The sequence below is a fragment of the Paeniglutamicibacter sp. NPDC091659 genome (genome assembly GCF_044756805.1).
GTDB lineage: Bacteria > Actinomycetota > Actinomycetes > Actinomycetales > Micrococcaceae > Paeniglutamicibacter.
Window position 1 is genome coordinate 24,278 of sequence record NZ_JBIVTO010000004.1, and the last position, 18,690, is coordinate 42,967.

General features: G+C 65.7%; 15 protein-coding genes and 1 other RNA gene. 8 read left to right on the forward strand and 8 right to left on the reverse strand.

Annotation, left to right across the window (positions count from 1 at the left end):
• Window positions 1-16: 16 nt before the first annotated feature.
• The 5 genes from ftsE to ssrA all read left to right on the forward strand — a co-directional run bounded on the left by ftsE (window position 17) and on the right by ssrA (window position 4,252).
• Window positions 17-823, forward strand: coding sequence for a cell division ATP-binding protein FtsE (ftsE, locus tag ACIQLF_RS09155; protein ID WP_400297129.1), 807 nt, complete (start codon window positions 17-19; stop codon window positions 821-823).
• Window positions 820-1,734, forward strand: a complete 915-nt coding sequence (ftsX, locus tag ACIQLF_RS09160; RefSeq protein ID WP_400297131.1) for a permease-like cell division protein FtsX — start codon at window positions 820-822, stop codon at window positions 1,732-1,734. The genes ftsE and ftsX overlap by 4 nt, the downstream gene beginning before the upstream one ends.
• A gap of 53 nt (window positions 1,735-1,787) precedes the next feature.
• On the forward strand, window positions 1,788-3,242 hold the full coding sequence (locus tag ACIQLF_RS09165; protein WP_400297133.1) for a peptidoglycan DD-metalloendopeptidase family protein: 1,455 nt from the start codon (window positions 1,788-1,790) through the stop codon (window positions 3,240-3,242).
• Between the two features lie 56 nt (window positions 3,243-3,298).
• Window positions 3,299-3,781 (forward strand): SsrA-binding protein SmpB, encoded by a 483-nt coding sequence (gene smpB / locus ACIQLF_RS09170; protein ID WP_400297136.1) that lies wholly within the window; start codon window positions 3,299-3,301, stop codon window positions 3,779-3,781.
• Between the two features lie 100 nt (window positions 3,782-3,881).
• Window positions 3,882-4,252: a transfer-messenger RNA gene (gene ssrA, locus ACIQLF_RS09175) on the forward strand.
• A 226-nt stretch (window positions 4,253-4,478) separates the two neighbouring features.
• Here the strand turns inward: ssrA and ACIQLF_RS09180 are convergent.
• Complete coding sequence (locus ACIQLF_RS09180; RefSeq protein ID WP_400297139.1) at window positions 4,479-6,329, reverse strand: HNH endonuclease signature motif containing protein; 1,851 nt, start codon at window positions 6,327-6,329, stop codon at window positions 4,479-4,481.
• 953 nt (window positions 6,330-7,282) lie between these two features.
• Between ACIQLF_RS09180 and ACIQLF_RS09185 the strand changes: the two genes are divergently transcribed.
• Window positions 7,283-8,104: a DUF2568 domain-containing protein gene (locus ACIQLF_RS09185; protein WP_400297141.1), complete on the forward strand. Its 822-nt coding sequence runs from the start codon at window positions 7,283-7,285 to the stop codon at window positions 8,102-8,104.
• Window positions 8,105-8,194: 90 nt separating this feature from the next.
• Here the strand turns inward: ACIQLF_RS09185 and ACIQLF_RS09190 are convergent, their stop codons facing one another.
• From ACIQLF_RS09190 to aroA, 4 genes are all read right to left on the reverse strand, one after another.
• Complete coding sequence (locus tag ACIQLF_RS09190) at window positions 8,195-8,857, reverse strand: metal-dependent transcriptional regulator (RefSeq protein WP_400297144.1); 663 nt, start codon at window positions 8,855-8,857, stop codon at window positions 8,195-8,197.
• Entirely contained in the window at window positions 8,857-9,657 is an 801-nt protein-coding gene (hisN, locus tag ACIQLF_RS09195; RefSeq protein WP_400297147.1) for a histidinol-phosphatase, read from the reverse strand. The genes ACIQLF_RS09190 and hisN overlap by 1 nt, the downstream gene beginning before the upstream one ends.
• Before the next feature lie 81 nt (window positions 9,658-9,738).
• Window positions 9,739-10,842 carry a ribosome small subunit-dependent GTPase A gene (gene rsgA / locus ACIQLF_RS09200; RefSeq protein WP_400297150.1) on the reverse strand — a complete coding sequence of 368 codons (1,104 nt, stop codon included), beginning with the start codon at window positions 10,840-10,842 and terminating at the stop codon, window positions 9,739-9,741.
• A gap of 4 nt (window positions 10,843-10,846) precedes the next feature.
• Window positions 10,847-12,193, reverse strand: a complete 1,347-nt coding sequence (aroA, locus tag ACIQLF_RS09205; RefSeq protein WP_400297152.1) for a 3-phosphoshikimate 1-carboxyvinyltransferase — start codon at window positions 12,191-12,193, stop codon at window positions 10,847-10,849.
• Window positions 12,194-12,596: 403 nt separating this feature from the next.
• Between aroA and ACIQLF_RS09210 the strand changes: the two genes are divergently transcribed.
• Both ACIQLF_RS09210 and rsrA read left to right on the forward strand, forming a co-directional pair.
• On the forward strand, window positions 12,597-13,250 hold the full coding sequence (locus tag ACIQLF_RS09210) for a sigma-70 family RNA polymerase sigma factor (protein WP_400297155.1): 654 nt from the start codon (window positions 12,597-12,599) through the stop codon (window positions 13,248-13,250).
• Entirely contained in the window at window positions 13,250-13,516 is a 267-nt protein-coding gene (rsrA, locus tag ACIQLF_RS09215; RefSeq protein ID WP_400297157.1) for a mycothiol system anti-sigma-R factor, read from the forward strand. The genes ACIQLF_RS09210 and rsrA overlap by 1 nt, the downstream gene beginning before the upstream one ends.
• 149 nt (window positions 13,517-13,665) lie before the next feature.
• Here the strand turns inward: rsrA and ACIQLF_RS09220 are convergent, their stop codons facing one another.
• The 3 genes from ACIQLF_RS09220 to ACIQLF_RS09230 all read right to left on the reverse strand — a co-directional run bounded on the left by ACIQLF_RS09220 (window position 13,666) and on the right by ACIQLF_RS09230 (window position 18,359).
• Window positions 13,666-13,740, reverse strand: a complete 75-nt coding sequence (locus ACIQLF_RS09220; RefSeq protein ID WP_374954809.1) for a 50S ribosomal protein bL37 — start codon at window positions 13,738-13,740, stop codon at window positions 13,666-13,668.
• A 96-nt stretch (window positions 13,741-13,836) separates the two neighbouring features.
• Window positions 13,837-14,442, reverse strand: coding sequence for a GDSL-type esterase/lipase family protein (locus tag ACIQLF_RS09225; RefSeq protein ID WP_400297159.1), 606 nt, complete (start codon window positions 14,440-14,442; stop codon window positions 13,837-13,839).
• Window positions 14,443-14,570: 128 nt separating this feature from the next.
• A complete protein-coding gene (locus ACIQLF_RS09230) occupies window positions 14,571-18,359 on the reverse strand; it encodes a multifunctional oxoglutarate decarboxylase/oxoglutarate dehydrogenase thiamine pyrophosphate-binding subunit/dihydrolipoyllysine-residue succinyltransferase subunit (RefSeq protein ID WP_400297162.1) in 3,789 nt (1,262 codons plus the stop codon).
• Window positions 18,360-18,690: the final 331 nt, after the last annotated feature.

The window sequence follows — 18,690 nt, forward strand, 5'->3', positions numbered from 1 at the left end:
GACGGGCAGAGCTGTGATGATTAGATTCGAAAACGTCACTATGGTCTACGACCAGAAGTCACGTCCAGGTTTGGACAACATCAGTATCGAGATCGATCGTGGCGACTTTGCGTTCCTTGTCGGCGCCTCGGGATCCGGTAAGTCCACTTTCCTGAGCCTGGTGCTGAGGGAACTCGTCGCAACCAGCGGTTCGGTACACGTGGCCGGGCAGAACGTGGCGCGAATTCCCTCATGGCGCGTGCCCAAGCTGCGCCGCGGCATCGGCGTCGTTTTCCAGGATTTCCGCCTGCTTCCGCAAAAGAACGTTTTCGACAACGTTGCCTTTGCCATGCAGGTCATTGGCGAGAGCCGAAATTCCATTCGCGAGCACGTTCCCGAGGTCCTGAAAATGGTGGGCCTTGAGGGGAAGGAAAAGCGAAAACCGAACGAGCTTTCCGGCGGCGAGCAGCAGCGTGTCGCCATTGCCCGTGCCATCGCCAACAAGCCGGCGATCTTGTTGGCCGATGAGCCAACCGGCAACCTGGACCCCGCAACCAGTGTCGGCATCATGAATGTCCTGGACCGCATCAACCAGAACGGCACCACGGTCCTGATGGCCACGCACGATGACGGCATCGTGAACTCGATGCGTCGCCGCGTGATCGAGCTTTCCGCAGGCAAGATCATGCGTGACGAGACGGCCGGTGAGTACACCTCGATGATTCCGGTGATCAACCAGGACGGCACACGCGAGTTGCGAGTTGCCGGACCCGGCGAGCTGAGCAAGGGCGCACCCAGCAGCCAAGCCTTCGCCCCGTTCGACACAGAGGATGACATGCCATGAGGCTCGGATTTATTCTTGGCGAAGTAGGCTACGGCCTGCGCCGCAACCTTTCCATGGTGATTTCCGTTGTGCTGGTCACGTTTGTTTCGTTGACCTTCGTGGGCGCCGCAGCCCTCTTGCAAATGCAGATCACGCAAATGAAGGGCTACTGGTACGACAAGGTCCAGGTTGCGGTCTTCCTTTGCGGCGAAGACTACGGATCGGCCACCTGCGCCGACGGTGCAGTGACCGACGCGCAGCGCAGCGACATCCAGGCCATGCTCGAATCAGCCGCGGTCAAACCGTACGTGGCCAGCTTTGAACACGAATCCAAGGAACAGGCGCTCGCGCACTTCCGTCAGCAGTTTGAAAACTCTGCCATTGTCGACACCGTCACGGCTGACCAACTTCCGGAATCTTTCCGGGTGTCCCTGGTCGACCCCGAAAAATACGACGTGATCAACGAGCTCTTCTCATCCATGAAGGGCGTTGACGTCGTGATCGACCAGCGTGACCTTCTTGAAAAAATCTTCTCGATCATCAATATCGCTTCGGTCGTGGCCATCGGCATTGCCGGCGTCATGATTGTTTGCGCGGTGCTCTTGGTGGGAACAACGATCAGGCTGTCCGCGTTCACGCGGCGACGCGAAACAGGGATCATGCGTTTGGTCGGCGCGTCAAAGGCCTCGATCCAGCTGCCCTTTGTGGTGGAGGGCGTTATCGCCGGCCTGTTGGGTGCGCTATTGGCATCCGGCGTGCTGTGGGGCATGGCCAGGTTCTTCATTGACGGCAAGCTTGCCCAGGAGTATCCGGATACGGCATTTATCTCCACCGGCGAGGTTTTCATGGTCGCACCGGCGTTGATCCTACTCGGCGTGGTTTTGGCTGGTGTATCGTCGATCGTAACCTTGCGGCGCTACTTGAAGGTTTAGTGCGTCGTATTTTCATGTTTGTCACTAAGAAGTTATCGGGACAAAGGAAACTTATGTTGGCCAAAGCAGTATGGTTTCGGGTCGCACGTGCAGGAGTAGTGGGCGCGATTTCAGCTGCACTGCTGGTCTCAGGCGGGGTAGGTGCACACTCTGATGAGCTAGACGATCGCAAGGTCGAGATCCAGCAAAACATCGAAGACTTGTCGGAAGACATGGAATTCCTTGACGCCGACATCAAAGCTGCCGACTCGGAGCTCCGGGAATATCAGGCCCAGCTGCCGAGTGCCCGTCTGGCATTGGCCGATGCCCAGGGGCGTGTGCAACGAGCTTCCGATGAGGTTGCCGATCTTGAGCGGCGTCTCCAAGCAGCGCGTGAGACGCGTGACCAACTAAACGTGAAGATGGCTGAGGACAAGGCCAAGCTCGAGGACACCAAGAAAATCATCGGCCAGATCGCAACCCAGGCCTACAAGCGGGGCGGCGTTTCCTCAGACTTGACCTTGATGCTCAACGTGAGTTCAACGGGAAATCTTGCGACCGGAATGGACTTGGCGGATCAGGCCATGCGTTCTCAGAACGCTGCCTTGGATTCCCTGAGCCAGCAATCGGCAACGGACGCAAACGCGAAGCTGCGCCTTGCTGCAGTCGAAAAAGAGATTGCCGATTTCAAGGCCCAGGCAGACGCGGCATTGGCCCGCGAAGAAGTAGCGCGCAATGAGGCTGAATCCAAGAAACAGGAACTTGATGGAATCATTTCCAAAACGGAGTCGCTGAGTGCCGAATTATTGGCCAAGCGTCCACAGATCCAGGAAAAGCTGAAGGCGCAGGAGTCCGCCCAGGCCCGGAACAATGCGGCCCTCAAGGAACGTCAGGATCGAATAATCCGCGAGGCCGCGGAAAAGAAGCGCAAGGCCGAGGAAGCCGAACGCCAGCGGATTGCCGAGGCAAAGGCCAAATGGGAGCGTGAAGAAACCGCTCGGGCGGAAAAGGCTAGGAAAGAGGCTGCTGCCACCAAAAAGCCGAACAAGTATGTGAAGCCGCAGTATGTCCCTCCCAAGTCCCAGGCTCCTGAAGCCGAACGTAGTTCTTGGGGTTTGATCAAGCCCGTTAGCGGAGGTCGTCAGACTTCGAGCTTCGGTTGGCGTCCAACTCCCGCGGGGACCATCGATTATGGCGGACGCGGTGGTTACGTACATGCCGGTGTGGACTGGGGCTTTGGCGGCCAGTGCGGTTCGCCGGTGCGGGCTGCGGCTGACGGTGAGGTTTGGTTTGCCGGATGGGGCGGAACTTCCGGCAACAAGGTCACAATCAGCCATGGCGTGATTCGAGGCAAGGCCCTCGCAACGAACTACCACCACATGCAGAGTCTGAACGTCAGAAACGGGCAGCATGTCAAGCAGGGTCAGGTCATTGGCTATGTCGGCACGACAGGCAACTCCACCGGTTGTCACATGCACTTCGAGACCATCGTCAACGGTACAGCCGTGAACCCATTGGGACTTCTCTAGCGGTAAACTGTAATTTCGCAGAACTATGAAGTCTTACGTGGAGAGGAGCTGCCGACATGGCTAAAAAAGACCCGGAGGAACGGATCATTGCGAGCAATCGCAAGGCCCGGCATGACTATGAAATCCTCGATACCTTTGAAGCCGGAATGGTGCTTAGCGGCACCGAGGTGAAGTCGCTTCGCGAAGGCAAGGCATCGCTTGTTGACGGGTTTGGCCAGTTCTACCGTGACGAGTTGTACATCGAGAACGTCTACATTCCCGAGTACCTCAACGGTTCCTGGACCAATCATGCGGCACGCCGCCGACGCAAGCTGCTGCTGCACCGCCAGGAACTGACGAAGATCGAACGAAAGATCTCCGAGTCCGGCCTGACGATCGTTCCACTGAGTCTTTACTTCAAAAACGGGCGCGCCAAGATCGAGATCGGCGTGGCCCGAGGCAAGAAGGAATACGACAAGCGCCAGTCCCTGCGGGAGAAGCAAGACAATCGCGAAGCGTTGCGCACCATGCGTGAACGCAACCGGGGAAACCGCGAGTAAAATTGGGAATAGACGTAACGCATTTGTGCGTTATACTAGGTATCCACGGATAAAACCGTGGAGTTGGAACGGTGCAAGCCGTTCGTTGACAACAAAATACGGGGATGATCGGTTTCGACGGTGTGAGTCGCGACATGTGAAGCGGGCCGAGGATGCAAAGTTATCTCGTAAACGCTCTTTGCAAAACAATAAGTGCCGACTCAAAGCGCACTGACTTCGCTCTCGCTGCCTAAGCAGCCAGACCAGTCCGTTAGCCAGGGGATGCTATCGCCCCTGATCCTAACGTCATTTAGATAGCCACTGCGGGAAGTTAGTGTTACCGGAACGACCTGCATAATTTAGGTAACTGTGCTCGGATCAGCCGCTTGTTTGCGTGACGGCTGGAGCAGAGAAATTCCACTGCAAACTGCGCCCGGAGAAGACCTGGCAACACCACATCGGACGGGAGTTCAATTCTCCCCATCTCCACAATTACCGGCTCCGGAATCCACGTGATTCCGGAGCCGGATTTGTTTAACTTGCAGTGGGCCTCGGTCGGCGAATTCTAGGGGTGTTGCAACGACCACTAGAACTCAAGGTCCCTTGAGTTCTAGCTCCCTGCTTGTCCCGTGCCCTGTGCGAAAGCTTGTAGCCGGTTCCCTAAGCGGGCAGTGTTCGCAATGCGCAGGGGTGATTCGCCAGCGGAATCCGCTTCGATTCAGAAAAGTGGTCGCTGGGTCTGTGCCTGTTGTCCCCAGTAGGAGTTGCGTCGTGGCTTTTGCTCGGGGTCGATGTACTCGGGCAGGATCACGGCAGGCAAGCCGTCATCGTTAAGGACATCCTTGATCTGGCTCGTATGGACGGCATGGTGATGCGAGCTGCAATGAGGAGCGCCGTCTTTCACGCGGGTCAGCCCGCCCTCCGACCACGGCTTGAGGTGGTGGATCTCGCAGTGCTCCGGAGGGACCGTGCACCCCGGAACGATGCATCCGCCGTCCCTGGCCAAGATGGCTTGGCGCATGTAGTCGGGGAAGTATCTTTCGGCGCGCCCGAGGTCCAGGATCTGGCTTTGGCCGTTGAGCACCATGGGGATCACTTCCGCCTCGCAGAGTGCGCGGCGAAGATCGCCCGGCGAAACGGGTACCCCGTGCTGGGTGAGGCCCGCGTCCCCGGCCAAGCCGAGCAACGTGGTGAGCTGGCAGTATACGACCATGGTGGATCGGGGCAACCCGGTCTTGCCCGGTTGGTTGGCGCCGCCGGCCGACCGCATGATGTTGAGCAGAGTTTGCAGGTGTCGCATCGCCGGGGTGAGTCCGTCATCGCCCGGGGAGGTGCTGTTGAGCCCGCCTGGCGGGAACTCGCCGTTGTCCCCGGTGTGATCGCCGGTGGGGGCGGTGCCCGGAACTGGATCGCTCGATTGGGTCCCGCGTCGGGGGATGGCCTTGCCAAGATCCGTGTAGGCGGCCACCGGGCGCTCTTCGACGGGGGTTCCCGGCGCCACTGCCCATTCGGGAATGCGGGGCGAGCGGTCCTGGTCGGACGTCGTGCCGGCATCGGCTTCGGCCCCACCGGAGGAGCCGGTCCAGCTGCCATTCTCCTCGGCGATGGTGGAGCCCGGCTCAGCGCTGCGAGCGTCGTCGGCCAGGGCCCTGCGATTGCCTGCGTTGGTGCGGGGGTTGTCAGAGAGCGCGAAGTGCGAAAAGAACAGCTCTGCATCGACATTGCGCACGCAGATGCTCAGGTAGGTGAAATGGGTGGTGCGGCGGGTGAGGAAGATTCCGGTCTTCGCTCGGATTTCCTCGTCACCGGGCTCGGCTTCACGCACTTGGGTGAGGTTCTGCTCGATGGTGTCGAAGAGCTTGTTGGTGGCTTGCTCGTTCTGCGTGAGCATCGAGTCGAGGATCTGCGCCTCTACCTCCGCGGCGAGGCGCGCTGCGTGGGGTTGCCGGAAGATGGCGGGGCGCAACCTGTCGAGTTTCTTGGCCCCGCGTACTGCCTCGCGTGCACCGAGCCTGCCGTTGCACAGGGCTCCGGCGATTCCGGGGTACCGGACGGGCTCACGAATCCCATTGATGTCGGTGTGCGGCAGCAGGACGTCGGCTGCCTGCACGCGATCACGGGCCTCGAAGAAGCTGATGCCCAGGGACTTCTGCAGGAAATCGGGGGTGTCCTTGTGCGGCGGCCGGCCGGAGGGAACCGACCGGGGATCCTCCGGAAGTGCCTCCGTGCCCGCGAGGAAGCCCTTCGGGTCGGTGACGATGCCGCGCAGCTGGTTCAGGGTTTCGATGGGCAGCTCATGGGCAAGGGTGGACCGTGCCGCGTCCGCGGCCAGGATTTGGCTGAATCCGATGCGCCTGTGGGCCCGCTCGATGACCATGCCCAGCAGTGCGGCGATGGTGGGGGAGCCGTGGTCGGCAGCGATGTCGGTGGCGAGTCCGACGAAGAGCTCTTCCGCGGCGAGCAGGGCGCGCACCCGGTCGGCCCGGGACCTTGGAGGCCCGGGCCGACCGGGTGACGCGGATTCTCCGCGCTCCTTGGCCAGGAGATCGACGAACTGCTCGGTGTTCATGCCACGATCATGGGCCGCGTGCGGTGTGTGCCGAAAGCACGTGGCAGCGCGATGTGGAAAACCCGCCAGTGGCGGACCGTGGGGCCGGGCAGCGTGTGGCTCGTTGGGGTCGCCCGGAGCGTCGACATAGACTTGAGATGTAAGTGTTGAGCTTGGCGAAGGCTCAGCAATGACGAGTTTTGGTGAGGTTAGACCACATGCAGCAGCAACCAGCGTCCAGCAATGGGAAACCATCGGAGAATTCCGGTGTCGCAGGTGCCCGAGGCGATGTTGTGCGCCCTGCCACGGAGGAAGTGACAGTCCCGAAACCGGGGCCACGGCAACCGGCCAAGACGAAGGCACAAACGCAGGCACAGGCACACGAGAAGCCGGCACTGAGGCCCGGACCAAAGTTCGCTTCGAAGCCGGGCAAGCCGGTGGAAGCGGTCACGCGCGTGGTGAAGTCCGGACCCGGGGAAGCGCCCAAGCCTGCCGTCGGCCCGAAGCCGGGTGCGGGGATTGCCGCCGGGCCTGGGGTCGCCGATGGTGCGGGTGCCCGGCCGGGTCGCGCCGCAGGCGGGCAGGCGACGTCGGTCGTGAGGCCCACGCCGGCCATGATGAAGCCGCACCGTGTCCAGCCCGCGGCCAAGGCGGGTGCCGCTAGCGAATCGACCGCAGGCCCGGCCGCGGCCGCACAGCGCCCTGTCGCGGGTAGGCCGCAGGTCGTGGTGCCGGTGGCGAAGCCCGGGAAACCGGCACCGGCAAAGGTGCCCGCGCCTAGCGCCGCTGCGCCGGGGACCGTCGCTGTGCCCGCGCAACCCGTTCCCACGGTGGAAACACTGCCGGACAGCTCCGCTCCGGGAACACATGCCGTTGCGGGTGCCAAACCAGTTCGAGGAGGCAACGCGGTTCCGGGCGCGAAGCCTGCTCCCGTTGTGCGGGAAAGCGGCGATGCGCCTCGGACGGCGGATGGGGTGGCCGACCGGGCCGCAGCATCCGTCCCGGAGGAGCCGGTGGTCACCGGGGAAGACAAGCAGGTTGCCATGCCGGAATCGGTTGTTCCCGCTGCCGATGAATTGCCGGATGCGCACGTCCTCCCGGAATCCGACGAAACGGCCGCAGAAGGACGTCCGGGAGAGCCCGCGCCGGACGCGTTGGTGCTGCCGGCCGAAGACGCCGCAACCGGACAGGAAACCGTCTCGTCCGCTGAGCAGGCGTCGTCCGCTGGACCGGCCGCCGGGGGAACGCCCGTTGAAGATGCCGAAACGGCGGTGGCGGAAGTCCCTGGGACTGCAGGTGAGCCTGTGGTCGTGGAAGCCCCGTCGGCTGCATCGGCTGCATCGGCCGAGGGCCGGGCGAGCGGCAGCGTGCGCACCGCGGCGCTCACGGCGCTGATGGCCGTCTCGTTTGTGCTGGAGGTCGCGCTGCTCGGCGCCGGCGCGCTGTGGGCCCTGGGTGCGCTGCCGCTGGCTCCCGTGCTCGCCGTGCTGGTCACGGTGATCCCGCTGATGGTCTTCTGGGGCCTGTTCATGTCCCCGAAGGCGCGCTACCGAGTTTCCCCCGTGCCGCACGCGTTGCTGGGCCATGCGCTCTTCGCCGCGGGGGCCGTGCTGCTGGTTGTTGCCGGGCAGCCGGCGTTGGCGATCGCCATGGGCGCGCTCACTGTGGTCAGCGTCGTGTTGACGATGCTGGTTCGCGGCCAGGATTCCGCGGGGAATGCCGGGAAGCCGGGGCATGCCGCGGCCGCGAAGCGCCGACGGAAATCGAAGGGCTCGGGGCGCCGCGCCGCCCGTTAGAAGTTCCGGGGGCGCCGCTTCGGCGTGCAATCGGCGGGAGCCGTGTCGACCCAGGTCGCGCCTGTGGTCGACACAGCCCGCAGCAGGGGTTTACGACCCGGAATCGGCGGGCAGGACCCACATCATGGTGGCGTCGATGTCGCTGAGCTGCGGGTGCGGCAGCTCGATGACGGCGCCGGGGGCGATGCCGAGCTCGGTGCAGCGGCGCAGCCAGGCCGGGTCCTCATCGCTGATCCGGCTCACGATCGCGCGCGTGGGCGCTGCGGTTCCGGCGTCGACATGGATGAAGCGGTCAAGCCGGATGGCCGGCGGCATCGCCACGGTGCCGTCGGGCCCCGGGATAGGGTCGCCGTGCGGGTCCGCGGCCGGGTGGCCGAGCCGCGCGGCGAGTGCCTCGATGAAGCGGTCGGAGACCGTGTGCTCGAGCTGTTCGGCCTCGTTGTGCACCTCGTCCCAGGAGTAGCCGAGCTCGTTGAGCAGGAACGTCTCGATGAGCCGGTGCCGGCGCACCACGGAGAGCGCCGCAAGGCGCCCGGCGGGGGTGAACTCGATGGCGCCGTAGCGCGGGTGCACCAGCAGGTCCTTGCCGGCGAGCTTGGCCACCATGGAGGTCGCCGAGGCGGGCGCGACGCCCAGTTGCGCGGCGATGTTCCCGGTGGTCACGGGGTCGTTTTCCCACTCGGTGAGCGCGTGCAGCGCCTTGAGGTAGTTCTCCTCGCTGGCTGTCAGCGCGTCTGGATGCGGGCGGTGCATCAGCGGCCGGCGTTCAGGATGTCCAGGGCCGCATCGTGCAGCAGGCCGTTGCTGGCGACGGCGTTGCCGCCGTCGCAGCCCTCGACGCCCTCCACCGAGGTGAAGCGCCCGCCGGCCTCGCGCACGATCGGCACCAGGGCGGCCATGTCGTAGAGGTTCAGCTCGGGTTCGGCGGCCAGGTCCACGGCGCCCTCGGCGACCATGCAGTAGGACCAGAAGTCCCCGTAGGCGCGGGTGCGCCAGAGGGCGTCGGTGAGCTCGATGAAGTTCTCGCGCTGCCCGCGCTCCTTCCAGCCCGAGAGCGAGGAGTAGGACAGCGAGGCGTCTTCCAGCTTGGAGACCGAGGAGACCTGCAGCTTGTGTGCGGAGGACATCGACTTGCCGGTGTAGGCGCCCATGTCCTTTGCTGCCCACCAGCGCCGGCCCAGCGCCGGGGCGGAGACCAGCCCGACCACCGGTTCCCCGTCCTCGATCAGCGCGATCAGCGTGGCCCAGACCGGGACGCCGCGCACGAAGTTCTTGGTGCCGTCGATCGGGTCGATGACCCAGTGGCGGTTCGACTTGCCGGTGGTGCCGAATTCCTCGCCGGTGACGGCGTCGCGCGGGCGGGCCCGGTGCAGGTGCGAGCGGATCGCTTCCTCGGCGGCCTTGTCCGCGTCGGAGACCGGGGTGAGGTCCGGCTTGGTCTCCACCACCAGGTCCACGGCCTTGAAGCGGGAGAGGGTCAACGAGTCGACCGAGTCCGCAATCACGTGGGCCAGCCGCAGGTCGTCGTTGTACGTCATCACATCGGAGTTCATGCTGTTAAACCTATCCCACCCGGGCCCGCGGGGGCCGATCCGTGTCCGGCCCGCGTCGGGCCGGACGGGAAGCCGCGCCGGCTAGAAGGAGCCCAGTTCCTTGGCCTCGGTGGTCTCGTCCTGGCCGAGCAGGCGGCGGAAGGAATCCAGCCGGGCGGTGCCGATCGGACCCGCCTCGCCGGAGGCCACCCAGGCGTCGAGCGCGCAATGCGGCTCGGAGGCCTTGTGCGTGCAGCCGCGTTCGCAGTCCGCGGCGATCGGCTCCAGGTCGTCGAACGCCTTGAGGATGTTCTCCGGGTCCACCAGGGCCAGCCCGAAGGAGCGGATGCCCGGGGTGTCGATGATCCAGGTGCCCGACGGGGCGTCGTCCACGCGCAGCGCGAGCGCGGAGGAGGAGGTGTGGCGGCCGCGGCCGGTGACGGCGTTGACGTTTCCGGTGGCACGCTCGGCGCCGGTGAGCGCGTTCACGAGCGTCGACTTGCCCACGCCGGAGTGCCCGATGACCACCGAGACCTTGCCGGCGAGGTGCTCGCGCAGCAGCTCCACGGGGGTGCCGGCCAGGCGTGCGGAGAGCCCGTCGGCGCTTCGCGCGTCGATGCCCGTGGCATCCTGCGCGGTGGTGCGGGAGATGACGATGTCGATGTCCAGGTGCCGGTAGTTCTCCAGGAACGGCTCCGGGTCGCGCACGTCGGCCTTGGTCACGCAGAGCAGCGGGCGGATGCCGGCGTCGAACGCGGCCACGACCGCGCGGTCGATGAAGCCGGTGCGCGGCTCCGGGTTCGCCGCGGCCACCACGATCACCAGCTGGTCCACGTTGGCGACCACCACGCGCTCCACCGGGTCGGTGTCGTCGGCGCTGCGGCGCAGCAGCGTCGAGCGTTCCTCGATGCGCACCAGCCGGGCCAGCGTGTCCGGCTCGCCGGTGGTGTCGCCGACCAGCGCGACGAAGTCCCCGGGCACCACGGGGTTGCGGCGCAGCTCGCGGGCGCGGGCGGAGATCACGATGCGCTCGCTCGCGGTGTCCTCGTCGAGGATCGCGGTGTAGCGTCCGCGGTCCACGGTGATGATGCGGCCGATCACCGCCTCCTCGTACGCGGGGCGGTCCTTGGTGCGCGGGCGGGTGCCCTTTTTGTTCGGGCGGGTGCGGACCGTGAAGTCTTCCCAATCCTCGGTGTTGCGTGCCATGTGCTTAGTGTGCGGCCTTTCCGCTGGTGGCCAGCGTCATCCAGAGTGCGGGGAAGTCGGGCATGGTCTTGGCGGTGGTGGCGATGTCGATCACGCGCACGCCCTCAACGGCCAGGCCGATGATGGCGCCGGCGGTGGCCATGCGGTGGTCGGCGTAGGTGCCGAAGTCCCCGCCGTGCAGGTTTGCCGGTTCGATCAGCAGCCCGTCCTCGAGCTCGGTGACCTTGCCGCCCAGGTTGTTGATCTCGGTGGCCAGCGCGGCCAGCCGGTCGGTCTCGTGCCCGCGCAGGTGCGCGATGCCGGTCAGCCGCGAGGGGCCGGTGGCCAGGGCGCAGAGCGCGGCCAGCGTGGGTGCGAGCTCGGAGGCGTCGGCGAAGTCGATGCCGTTGATCTCGGCGGGCCCGGTGACCTCCAGCGTGCCGTCGGCCAGGTGGCGGACCTGGGCGCCCATGGCGCCGAGGATCTCGCGCCAGCGGTCGCCGACCTGCGTGGTGGCGGCCGGCCAGTGCGGGATGCGCACGGTGCCGGCGGTGACCAGGGCCGCGGCCAGGAACGGGCCGGCGTTGGAGAGGTCCGGCTCCATGACCTTGTCGAAGGCGCCGATGGTTCCGGGTTCGACCTTCCAGCTGCGCGCGTCGGGCCGGGTGACGGTGACGCCGAGCTCGCCGAGGGTCTGCACGGTCATTTCGATGTGGTCGGGGCTGGCGATCGGGCCCGGGGCCGCGGTGATTTCCAGCCCGTCCGCGGTGCGGGCGCCGATCAGCAGCAGCGCGCTGATGAACTGGGAGGAGCTGGCCCCGTCGACCACGATGGATCCGCCGGCAAGGGTTCCGGTGCCGCTGACCGTGAACGGCAGCATGCCGGCGGCGCCGTGCTCGGCCACCTGCACGCCCAGGTCCTTCAGGGCGGCGACGATGGGCGCCATGGGGCGCAGGCGCGCGTGCGGGTCCCCGTCGAAGGAGAACTCCCCGCGCACCAGGGCCGCCAGCGGCGGCACGAAGCGCATCACGGTTCCGGCCAGGCCGCAGTCGATGGCGACGTTTTCAGGAGCGGCTCCCGTGTCGGCGGTCTCGCCGGCCGCGGCCAGCGGGGTGACCAGCAGGTCGATCGTGCCGTCGGGCTGCGGAAGCACCTCGATGCCCGCGCCGATCGCGCGCAGCGCCGCGATCATCAGGTCGGAGTCGCGCGAGGCCAGGGCGTTGCGGATCCGCGAGGTGCCGTCGGCCAGGGCCGCGAGCAGCAGATAACGGTTGGTCAGCGACTTGGAGGCGGGCACGACGACCGTGCCGTTCACTGGCGTGCCCGGATGCGGGGCGTCCCATAACTGATCAACGGTGTTCTGCATGCTCATCGGCTGCCTCCGGTGGTGAACGTGTGGCCGGGGTTGGCCCCGGCCAAGGGGGATCGGGTGTGCTGTGTAAAACACGGGCGGACCGCGAAACCTGGGCCGTGGCCCGGACGCAGTGCCTGCCCTCAATCCTAGCCGTTCGCGCGGCGCGCCGGGGGAGCGTGCGCCGAGCGGGCGGCACGCGGGCAACGGGAGCCGGCGGGGAGCGATGGAATAGTGCGGGGATGCCCGGTGTTACCTCTTTACCGGATGTTGCGTTTGTCCGCACCCGCCCCGATGTTTGGGCGGCGGCGAGACGCGATCGGCCGGTGTCGAAGGTTGCCAACAGGTGGAGGAACATATGGTTGTGCTAGAGGCCGCTGCCCCGAGTGCCGTAGCGGCGCCGCTACGCGTAGACTGGGCCGTGATGACCGAAGATACCCAGGGCACCGACACCGTACCGGCAGCCGATGAGACCGAAGCACAGCGCCGCGAGCGCTTCGAGCGCGATGCCCTGCAATATGTCGACCAGCTGTATTCGGCCGCAATGCGCATGGCACGGAACCCCTCCGACGCGGAAGACCTGGTCCAGGAGGCCTACACCAAGGCGTATTCGGCGTTCCACCAGTACAAGCCCGGGACCAACCTGAAGGCCTGGCTGTACCGGATCCTGACCAACACGTACATCAACCTGTACCGCAAGCGGCAGCGCGAGCCGTTGCGCACCAGCACCGACACCGTCGAGGACTGGCAGATGGCACAGGCCGCCGAACACACACCCACGGGGTTGCGATCGGCCGAGGTCGAGGCGCTGGACCACCTCCCGGATTCGGACGTGAAAAACGCGTTGCAGGCCATTGCGGAGGAATTCCGTCTCGCCGTGTACTTCGTCGACGTGGAGGGCTTCCCGTACAAGGAGGCAGCGGAAATCCTGGGTGTGCCGATCGGCACGGTGATGTCACGGCTGCACCGCGGACGTAAACAATTGCGAGAATTGCTGGCCGACTACGCCCATGAGCGTGGCGGCGGCCAGCCACCAAAGACCCAAGGGGCGGCCAAGCCCGGAGCGGAGAAGAAGTAATGGGTGACTGCTATTCATTGGGCGACTGCGACGACAAGCGCATCGTTCGCCTCTACGAGTACCTCGATGGCGCCCTGTCGCTGCAGGACCTCTCGGAGGTCAAGGCCCACCTGGAACACTGCAACGAATGTGCCGAGGAATACGACCTGGAGTGCATCATCCGTTCGGTGGTGCGCCGCAGCTGCCAGGAAATCGCGCCTGAGACGTTGAAGTCGAAGATCATTTCCCGGATCAGTGAGATCCGCGTGGAAATCGGCCACGGCTAGGTAGCCCGGCCCCCGCGGGGAGCCCCGGGCCGTCTGCCCTCGGTTGGCCCGCGGAAACATAAAAGTGTGGCCCCGAGACTTGTTTGCAGGTCTCGGGGCCACACTTTTATTCGTGGCGCGGTGCCCGGCAGACGGGAACCAGCGGCGAATTAGCTGTTGGGACGCTTGCCGTGGTTGGCGCCGCCGCGCTTACGGTCTTTACGCTTACGTGAACGCTTGCTCATGTGATGACTCCTTGTGTGTCGCAGGCCATAGTTGGACTTTTGCAAGTCTTTCACAGACTGCGCCAGATGCCCAATATGCGCGCCGACGCGCGGAAACTAGCTTGCAGCGGGCTCCGGCAGACCCAGCCAGGAGTACCAGCCGCGGTGCAGCACCAGCCACGCCATGAGCCCGTAGCCGGCCTGGCCGGGGAGCCCGCCGTTGGCGTTCAGGTCGCTGCGCCACTGGGCGTGGTTCTGAAGCGGGGTAAAGGTGTCCACGTAGTGGTGGCGCCGGCGCGTGGCCACGTCCCCGTACACGTGGGAGAGCTCGGCCAGGCGGTGGTTGCGTTCGGGATCCAGGCCCGGGGCCGGTCCCACGACGAGTGCCTTGATGCTCATCTGGGATGCCGAGTCGAGGATGTTCGCCAGGTTCAACCGGCTGCGCGCCGTGGAAAGGCCCAGGTCAAGGTCGCGGTCGGAGAGCGCGACGACAAGCCGGTTGTCGACGTTCTCGCCGAAGCGGCGCGACGCCTCGTCGAACCATCGGGTGCTCAACGCCTCGGAACCCTCGCCGGGTGCCGCGAGCGTGTAGCTCTCGATGCGCACCTCGTTGCTGGTGGTCCGTGCCAATACGCGCCCGTACCAGCCCAGGGCCCGGGGATCCCCGTGGCCGGCCAGGAGTTCGTCGCCAATGGCGGTGAGTCGGATAGTGCGGTATTCCACGAATGACCTTTCTGGGGCGGGTACGCACCAACACTAGCAGTCGGTTAAGTGCCTCAGGGGCGGGACACTGTCGCGTCCCGCCCCTGAGGCACTGTCAATTCACCGTTTCACCGGTGCCATCCGGCGTTCTAGCGCTGGAAGGCCTTGGTGATCAGCTGGGCCTGCTCCACTTCGTGGCGCTTGTGCGTGCCGGTCGAGGTGGCGGCGGAGGCCTTGCGGGAGACCAGGCGGATGTGCTTGTTCAGCTCGCCCGGCAGGTTCAGCCCGACGAACGGCCACGGGCCCTGGTTCGCAGGTTCGTCCTGCGCCCAGAGGACCTCGGCGTTCGGGTACTTGGCCAGCTCGGCGGCGATCGCCTCGGCGGGCAGCGGGTAAAGCTGCTCGACGCGGATGATCGCCGTCTTGGTGTCCTCGGCCTTGGTGCGGGCCGCGGCCAGGTCGTAGTACAGGCGGCCGGAAACCAGCAGCACGCGATCGACGTCGGCCGGGTTCAGGTTGGCCGTGTCCGCGATGACCTCCTGGAAGGTGCCGGTGGTGAAGTCCTCCACCGAGGAAGCCGCGGCCTTCAGGCGCAACAGCTGCTTCGGGGTGAAGATGACCAACGGCTTGCGCGGACGGGCGTAGGCCTGGCGGCGCAACAGGTGGAAGTGGTTGGCGCCGGTGGACGGCTGGGCCACGACCATGTTCTGCTCGGCACACATCTGCAGGAAGCGTTCGATGCGGGCGGAGGAGTGGTCCGGGCCCTGTCCCTCGTAGCCGTGCGGAAGCATCATGACCAGCGAGGAGCGCTGGCCCCACTTCTGCTCTGCGGAGGAGATGAACTCGTCGATCACGGTCTGCGCGCCGTTGACGAAGTCGCCGAACTGCGCCTCCCAGAGCACCAGGGCGTCCGGGCGTTCCACCGAGTAGCCGTACTCGAAGCCGAGCGCGGCGTATTCGGAGAGCAGGGAGTCGTAGATCGCCAGCGGTGCCTGGTCCTCGGAGAGGTTCAGCAGCGGGTACCACTCGTCGCCGTTGAGGCGGTCGTGGAAGACCGCGTGGCGCTGCACGAAGGTGCCGCGTCGCGAATCCTGGCCCACCAGTCGAACCGGCACGCCTTCCATGGACAGCGAACCGAAGGCGGCGATTTCAGCCATGCCCCAGTCGATGCCGCCCTCGCGGCTCATCTTCTCGCGGCGCTCCAGCAGCACCTTGAGCTTCGGGTGCACCGTGAAGTCGGCCGGGATCGCCACGTGTGCGGCACCGATGTGGGCCAGTGTCTCGGCGCTGATCCGCGTCGGGTTCTCCCTGACAGGGGCGGCCTCGTCGTCGCGCTGGGCTGCGGGCAGTTCCAGGTCGTTGACGGCGGAGGTGCCGGCGGTGATCACCGGGATCGGGGAGGTCTGGGCCGCGTGGGTCTCGGCGAAGACGCGCTCCAGGCGTTCCTGGTAGTCGCGCAATGCCTGGTCGGCCTCGTCCTGCGTGATGTCGCCGCGGCCGACGAGGGCCTCGGTGTACAGCTTGCGGGTCGAGCGCTTTGCCTCGATCAGGTTGTACATCATCGGCTGCGTCATCGACGGGTCGTCGCCCTCGTTGTGGCCGCGTCGGCGGTAGCACACGAGGTCGATGACGACGTCCTTGTTGAAGCGCTGGCGGTACTTGAATGCCAGCTGCGAGATGCGCACCACGGATTCCGGGTCATCGCCGTTGACGTGGAAGACCGGTGCCTGGACCTGCTTGGCGACGTCGGTGGCGTACACCGAGGAGCGCGAGGAGGTCGGGGCGGTGGTGAAGCCGACCTGGTTGTTCACGATCACGTGGATCGTGCCGCCGGTCTTGTAGCCCGGGAGCTGCGAGAACGCGAGGGTCTCGGAGACGACGCCCTGGCCCGCGAAGGCCGCGTCGCCGTGCACCAGGATCGGAAGCACGTTGTAGTCGGCGGAATCCGACTTGTCCTGCTTGGCGCGCACGATGCCCTCGAGCACCGGGTCGACGGCCTCGAGGTGCGAGGGGTTGGCGGCCAGGTAGACGCGGGTCTGGTTGCCCGAGTCCGAGGTGTAGGAACCCTCGGTGCCCAGGTGGTACTTCACGTCGCCGGAGCCCTGGACCGAGCCCGGGGTCGCGGTGCCCTCGAATTCGCGGAAGACCTGTGCGTAGGTCTTGCCGGCGATGTTGGTCAGCACGTTCAGGCGGCCGCGGTGGGCCATGCCGATGCCGACCTCGTCGATGCCCTCGTCGGCGGCGTCGGAGATGATGCCGTCAAGCAGCGGAATCAGGGATTCGCCACCCTCGAGGGAGAAGCGCTTCTGGCCGACGAACTTGGTCTGCAGGAAGGTCTCGAACGCCTCGGCGGCGTTCAGCTTGCCCAGGATGCGGAACTGTTCCTCGCGGGTCGGCTTGGAGTACTTGTGCTCCAGCTCGTCCTGGAACCACTTGCGTTCCACCGGATCCTGGATGTGCATGTACTCGATGCCGGTGGTGCGGCAGTAGGCATCGCGCAGCACGCCGAGGATGTCGCGCAGCAACAGGCGGTCCTTGCCGCCGAAGCCGCCGGTGACCCATTCGCGGTCCAGGTCCCAGAGGGTCAGGCCGTAGGTCTGGATGTCAAGGTCCGGGTGGCGGCGCTGGACGTATTCCAGCGGGTTGGTGTCGGCCATCAGGTGGCCGCGCACGCGGTAGGAGTGGATCAGCTGCTGGATGCGGGCGATCTTGTTGACCTGGAGCTCGACGTCGACCTGGTTGTCGACTGCCCAGCGGACCGGCTCGTAGGGGATGCGCAGCGCTTCGAAGATCTCGTCGTAGAAGCCCTGTTCGCCCAGCAGCAGGGACTCGATCAGGCGAAGGAACTCGCCCGAGCCGGCACCCTGGATGACGCGGTGGTCGTAGGTGGAGGTCAGCGTGATGACCTTGCCGACGCCCTGGAGGGCGACGGTCTTTTCGGCCGCACCGCGGAAGGCCGCCGGGTATTCCAGCGCGCCGACGCCGACGATGGTGGCCTGGCCCTTGGAGAGGCGCGGGACCGAGTGAACGGTGCCGATGCCGCCGGGGTTGGTCAGCGAGACGGTGGTGCCCGCGTAGTCGTCCGCGGTGAGCTTGTTGGCGCGGGCGCGCTTGATCAGGCCTTCGTAGGTGTCCCAGAACTCGTTGAAGTTCAGGGTCTCGGCGGCCTTGATGTTCGGCACGGCGAGCATGCGCGAGCCGTCCGGCTTGGGCATGTCGATGGCGATGCCGAAGTTCACGTGGCCCGGCTGGATGGCAACGGGCTTGCCGTCGATCTCGGCGTAGGTGACGTTCTGCGAGGGGAAGAGCTTCAGTGCCCGCACCACGGCAAAGCCGATGATGTGGGTGAAGGAGATCTTGCCGCCGCGGGCGCGCTTGAGGTGGTTGTTGATGACCACGCGGTTGTCGATGAGCAGCTTGGCCGGCACGGCGCGCACGGTGGTCGCCGTCGGAACCGTCAGGCTCTGCTCCATGTTGGTGACGATGGCCTTGGCCGGGCCGCGCAGCGGGGTGCGCTTTTCCTCGCCGGTGGCCGCGGGAACCGCGGTCTTCGGCAGCTGTGCCGGGATCGGCTGTGCCTTGGTTATCGGGGCCGGATCCGCAGGCACCCGGGGGGCTGCGGCAGCCGCAGGGGTGGCCGTGGAGGATTCAGCGGAGGAACTGGCAGTGGAGCCGGTCATGTCCACGATGCGGGCCTGGGTGGCCGCACGGGGCGTTCCCGTCGGTGCACTGGTAGCAGGCGCTGGCGCGGCGGCCGGAGCCGCGGGGGCCGGGACGTCGGAGGCACTTGCCTGATCCGAATTGAGGGACGCGAAGATGTCCCACCATTTCTTGTCTACCGAGTTCTTGTCCTTGAGGAACTGCTGATACAGCTCGTCGACTAGCCATTCGTTCCCGCCGAACTCTTCGGTGAGTCGGTGGTGCGATTGATCTGGCACGGTATTACGCCTCTTCCCTGATTTCCGTTTGTCCAAGCGCCGCCGTGACACTAACCATCACGAGGGCATAGTTCTAGACCTGCTAAGTAGTCTAGTGACTATTGACCCGCAGATGGGAATCATTGAGTTGGGCATCACACGCCAGTTGCGCCAAGCGGTCGGATCCGGCGCCGGGGCGGTCCGGGCGGGATCTCGGGCGCACGTCTCCTCCCGATGCCGTGCGCGGCATCAATGCCCGGTTTCGCCCCACGTCAGCAAGGAGCGGGACAAGCTTGTAGGGTGCCTGGCCAGCAGCGGCCGGCGTGTTGAATGGCCCCGGCCGGGCCGAAGA

Excerpts from the sequence above, each read along its gene's own strand:
- ftsE (WP_400297129.1), top strand. The coding sequence starts at position 17 with ATGATTAGATTCGAAAACGTCACTATGGTCTACGACCAGAAGTCACGT.
- ftsX (WP_400297131.1), top strand. The coding sequence starts at position 820 with ATGAGGCTCGGATTTATTCTTGGCGAAGTAGGCTACGGCCTGCGCCGC.
- ACIQLF_RS09165 (WP_400297133.1), top strand. The coding sequence starts at position 1,788 with ATGTTGGCCAAAGCAGTATGGTTTCGGGTCGCACGTGCAGGAGTAGTG.
- smpB (WP_400297136.1), top strand. The coding sequence starts at position 3,299 with ATGGCTAAAAAAGACCCGGAGGAACGGATCATTGCGAGCAATCGCAAG.
- ACIQLF_RS09180 (WP_400297139.1), bottom strand. The coding sequence starts at position 6,329 with ATGAACACCGAGCAGTTCGTCGATCTCCTGGCCAAGGAGCGCGGAGAA.
- ACIQLF_RS09190 (WP_400297144.1), bottom strand. The coding sequence starts at position 8,857 with ATGCACCGCCCGCATCCAGACGCGCTGACAGCCAGCGAGGAGAACTAC.
- hisN (WP_400297147.1), bottom strand. The coding sequence starts at position 9,657 with ATGAACTCCGATGTGATGACGTACAACGACGACCTGCGGCTGGCCCAC.
- rsgA (WP_400297150.1), bottom strand. The coding sequence starts at position 10,842 with ATGGCACGCAACACCGAGGATTGGGAAGACTTCACGGTCCGCACCCGC.
- aroA (WP_400297152.1), bottom strand. The coding sequence starts at position 12,193 with ATGAGCATGCAGAACACCGTTGATCAGTTATGGGACGCCCCGCATCCG.
- ACIQLF_RS09210 (WP_400297155.1), top strand. The coding sequence starts at position 12,597 with ATGACCGAAGATACCCAGGGCACCGACACCGTACCGGCAGCCGATGAG.
- rsrA (WP_400297157.1), top strand. The coding sequence starts at position 13,250 with ATGGGTGACTGCTATTCATTGGGCGACTGCGACGACAAGCGCATCGTT.